The sequence below is a fragment of the Candidatus Symbiothrix dinenymphae genome, from assembly GCF_001431085.1.
Map to the genome: position 1 here is coordinate 1 of NZ_BBRU01000186.1, position 679 is coordinate 679.

Below are 679 nucleotides of genomic sequence, written 5' to 3' on the forward strand. Positions count from 1 at the left end.
CTATCACCTGATTGAAAATCTCGCCTGCCGACACGCTCGGTCCTGTATATTTCTCATAACGCGCCTGTAAACGGGTATCCAAGGTAGTCGTGGGCGACAGTTTGAAAATCACGTTGTTGCGGAGATTGAACCGGTTGATGTCGATGTTGGTGTTGAAATTGTTCCGATTATCAACTTTCAACAACCCGTTTTCATTTTCGTAGCCAACGGACACGAAATAGTTCGCAACGGCTCCACCACCCGAGACATTCAAATTTGCTCTGGTATTGACGGTCTGTTGCTTGAACAGCATATCATACCAGTCCACATTGGGGTTAACCATCGGATTTTCACCCCGTATGGTGGATTGAATCTTCTGCTCGCTGTAATACACATCCCTGTCAGGATAACGCGATTGAAGCGCCTGATTGTACAACTGCATGTACTCCACAGCGCCAATCATTTCAGGCAGTGCAGTAGGCGTACTCACGTTGACATCCACACGGGCATTGATTTTCACTTTGCCTTCGCGTCCGCTCTTGGTAGTGACTAAGATGATACCGTTGGCACCGCGAGACCCGTAGAGCACCGCTGCCGAAGCATCTTTCAGGATGGAGAAACTTTCGATGTCGTCCGGCTGCATACGCGCCAGGTCATCGGCAGTTGGTTCAAATCCATCCACCAGGATTAAGGGTGGTTT

General features: G+C 49.2%; 1 protein-coding gene. It reads right to left on the bottom strand.

The features are described 5' to 3' along the window. Nucleotides 1-679, bottom strand: a 679-nt coding sequence (locus tag ASC50_RS02685; protein ID WP_158648315.1) for a TonB-dependent receptor plug domain-containing protein, incomplete at both ends; no start/stop codon positions are given.